At 54.4% G+C, this 3610-nt stretch carries 3 protein-coding genes and 2 pseudogenes; all 5 read left to right on the top strand.

All coding sequences use genetic code 11. From position 1 onward, the window contains the following. Nucleotides 1-1116 (top strand): annotated as a pseudogene (locus BG74_RS16455) (class I adenylate cyclase domain-containing protein); the annotation flags it as partial. A 141-nt stretch (nt 1117-1257) separates the two neighbouring features. Then, nucleotides 1258-1422 (top strand): LPS translocon maturation chaperone LptM, encoded by a 165-nt coding sequence (gene lptM / locus BG74_RS12800; protein ID WP_187202573.1) that lies wholly within the window; start codon nt 1258-1260, stop codon nt 1420-1422. A gap of 126 nt (nt 1423-1548) precedes the next feature. Then, nucleotides 1549-2373 (top strand): diaminopimelate epimerase, encoded by an 825-nt coding sequence (gene dapF, locus BG74_RS03715; RefSeq protein ID WP_066596693.1) that lies wholly within the window; start codon nt 1549-1551, stop codon nt 2371-2373. Next, nucleotides 2370-3080: pseudogene (locus tag BG74_RS03710) on the top strand (DUF484 family protein). Before dapF ends, BG74_RS03710 begins: the two are co-directional and overlap by 4 nt. Then, the coding region (locus BG74_RS16450) for a site-specific integrase (RefSeq protein WP_244267248.1) at nt 3077-3610 on the top strand (534 nt) is incomplete at its 3' end. The pseudogene BG74_RS03710 and the gene BG74_RS16450, both read left to right, overlap by 4 nt.

Genomic DNA, 3610 nt, shown 5'->3' with positions numbered 1-3610 from the left:
CAGCCACTGGAATATAACTGCTATCTCAATAAACTGGTGGCCTGGGCCTGGTTTAACGGGTTGTTAGCCCGCTCTACTCAGGTGCATATCAAGGGTAGCAATACCTGCGATAGCGCCAAACTAAATGAGCTCATCGCCGATGTCGCCGGCCACTTCCCGTTGCGGGCGCCGGCGCCGACCTCCAAGGCGCTTTACAGCCCGTGCGAAATTCGTCACCTGGCGATCATCGTCAACCTGGAGCATGATCCCACCGCAGTATTCCGCAATCAAATGGTGCATTTCGATTTTCGTAAGATGAACGTTTTCAGTTTTGGCCAGCAGCAGCAGTGTCTGGTGGGCAGCATCGATCTGCTTTACCGTAACTCGTGGAATGAAGTGCGCACCTTGCATTTCAGTGGAGAGCAGGCGGTGCTGGAAGCGTTGAAAACCATTCTCGGCAAAATGCATCAGGACGCCGCGCCGCCTGATACGGTAAAAGTATTCTGTTACAGCCAGCATTTACGTGGGATTATCCTCACCCGGGTGCAGCAGTTAGTTTCCGAATGTATCGAGCTACGTCTCTCCAGTACCTGCCAGGATCAGGCACGATTCAAGGCAGTACACGTGGCGGGACAGACCTGGGGGTTATTTTTCGAGCGCCTAAGCGTTTCGGTTCATAAGTTGGAAAACGCGGTGGAATTCTACGGCGCCATTTCCAACAATAAACTGCACGGGCTGTCCATCCAGATGGAGACCGAGCAGATCCATCTGCCGCGGGTCGTGGACGGGTTCGCCAGCGAAGGTATCATTCAGTTCTTTTTTGAAGACACCACCGACGACAGCGGATTCAATATATATATTCTCGATGAAACTAATCGGGTGGAGGCCTATCTTCATTGCGAGGGTAGCAAAGAGGAGCTGGTGCGCGACGTCAGCCGGTTCTACTCCTCGTCCCACGACCAGTTCACCTACGGCTCCAGCTTCATCAATTTCAATTTGCCGCAGTTCTATCAGATTATGAATCTAGACGGCCGTATTAAGGTCGTGCCGTTTCGCAGCAGCGTGCTCTCCCATTTGTGCGCCACGCCGTTTGAAAATGACGTGCCACCGCTGGCGCAAAACGCCCGTAGCAGCTAATTCTGCTGGTAGGAACGTGTTCCCCTCGCCCGCCATTTCGCGCTCGCCGCGTCGCTTGTAAACCACAGTTGCTATTGCTTTTCATATGCTAACTGCGATGATAGGGAGCTGAGACGGATGAATAATAGGGTAATGGATGAAATGAAAAGTGAATTGCACAACGCGGCGTTGGGGTTGATGCTGCTGGGACTGTACGGCTGCGGCCTGAAAGGCTCCCTTTATTTTCAACCTGTAGAAAAAGCGGATAAAAGAGAACAGAAGTGTCAGCTGATGACCACACCGTCCTCAACCCAGTCTCCGGTGTAGACCTCCTCGCTCTGGGATGATGGCAGCAGTGCCGACGTCGGGAACGAACAGCTGTAATCGCGGCGCAGTCGCTTCCTGTCGGCAGACGCGCTATGCTACGCTATCGGCTACTCAGCGGAGTGGGATATGCAGTTCTCCAAAATGCACGGCCTGGGTAATGACTTCATGGTCGTGGATGCCGTTACGCAGAATGTCTATTTCTCACCCGAGATGATCCGTCGTCTGTCGGACCGGCATTGCGGTGTGGGGTTTGATCAACTGTTGGTGGTGGAACCGCCCTATGATCCGGAACTAGATTTCCATTATCGTATATTCAACTCTGACGGCAGCGAAGTGGCGCAATGTGGCAATGGTGCGCGCTGTTTTGCCCGTTTCGTGCGCATAAAGAATTTGACCAACAAACACGACATACACGTCAGTACCCAGACGGGGCGCATGGTGCTGACCATCAACGAAGACGATATAGTGCGCGTTAATATGGGTGAGCCGAATTTCAAACCACAGCAGGTGCCGTTTTGCGCGGTCAAAGCTGAGAAAACCTATATCATGAACGTGGCGGAACAGACGGTACTGTGCGGCGTGGTCTCCATGGGTAATCCACACTGCGTGATTACCGTGGACAGTGTGGAGAGCGCTCCGGTGCTGACTCTTGGGCCGGTGCTTGAGAGTTACGAGCGCTTTCCGGAACGGACCAATATCGGTTTCATGCAAGTGTTGAACCGCGGGCATATCCGCCTGCGGGTCTATGAACGCGGCACGGGTGAAACTCAGGCTTGTGGTAGCGGCGCTTGTGCCGCGGTCGCAGTGGGAATCTCGCAGGGCCAATTGGCGGAACAGGTGCAGGTAGACCTTCCCGGCGGTCGGCTCTTCATCAACTGGCGCGGGCTAGGACATCCGCTGTATATGACCGGACCAGCTACCCATGTCTATGACGGATGTGTTCATCTATGAAGCAAGTCGGCGAACAAACGGACAGCGCACAAATGCTGGATGACGAACAGGTGGTTGCACTATCTGCTAACCCACGCAGATTTCTTTATCCGAAATGCCCGGATCTTAGGAAAAATGGAGGTGCCGCAGCCAGTGCGCGCGGATGTATCTCCCTATCGGAATGACAAATAGGGCGCCATCGCGCCCATATTCAATAGTTGGAAGACGATATCACCCGTTTGATGGAACATACGAGCACTAATGAACTGCTGCTTAACCGCTTACTGCAGTTGCAATCCGATCTGGCAGCAGAAGACAGTTTGCAGGAACTACTTAATCGCCTGCAGCACTGGGCACGCGGCTTGGGATCGGCAGGGGCACATGTGCGGTTATTTAGCGACCAATGGCAGTTGGTCGCCTTGTCTGGGTTCACGTATTTGGTGCTGGTACCCAGCGCGATTGCGTTCGAGCCGGTGCGGATCCAGTGTCTAAGTCAGGGTAATCATTATCTCGGCAAGCTGAGCGGTTCGGAATTACTGTTGCTGCTCCAGGTGCGGCAGGTGGACTCTATCGCCATGTTGCTGCTCAGGGATGACAGCTCCCTCGGTATTCTCATATTTACCAGTCGTGATAGTCAGCATTTCCAGGATCGAATGGGAGCGGTGTTATTACAGCAACTGGTCACATTGCTACCGGGCTTGCTGGAACGCTGGGTCAGCTGGATATGACCGACTCCCGCTCTTCGCTCTGGCCGCAGGTAAATACCTTCCTGCAATACTTGCGGGTAGAGAGGCAGTTAAGCGCCAAAACACAGGAGAGTTATCAACGGCAGTTGACCACCCTCATTTCCATGGCTTCCGAGATGGGGCTGGCGGAATGGCGGCAACTGGAGGTAAGCCAGGTGCGTTCATTGGCCACCCGCAGTAAGCGCAAGGGGTTAAAGGCCGCTAGTCTGGCACTTCGGCTTTCTGCGCTGCGCAGCTTTCTGGACTGGCTGGTGAGCATCGGTCAGTTGGACGCAAACGCGGCGCGAGGTGTTCCCGCGCCACGCCACGGCCGGCATCTGCCGAAAAATATGGATGTCGACGAAGTTGACCACCTGCTAGATATTGACACTCACGATCCGCTGGCGCTGCGCGACCGCGCTATGCTCGAAGTAATGTACGGCGCCGGGTTGCGACTGGCGGAGCTGGTCGGCCTCAATTGCGTTGACGTTGATCTCAGAGGCGGCGAATTACGGGTAGTGGGCAAGGGCAAT

The sequence above is a fragment of the Sodalis-like endosymbiont of Proechinophthirus fluctus genome (assembly GCF_001602625.1).
Taxonomy (GTDB): domain Bacteria; phylum Pseudomonadota; class Gammaproteobacteria; order Enterobacterales; family Enterobacteriaceae.
This window is presented reverse-complemented; position numbering and strand designations above follow the sequence as displayed.

Coding starts and splice junctions, on each gene's coding strand:
- lptM (WP_187202573.1), top strand. CDS start 1,258: ATGAAAAGTGAATTGCACAACGCGGCGTTGGGGTTGATGCTGCTGGGA.
- dapF (WP_066596693.1), top strand. CDS start 1,549: ATGCAGTTCTCCAAAATGCACGGCCTGGGTAATGACTTCATGGTCGTG.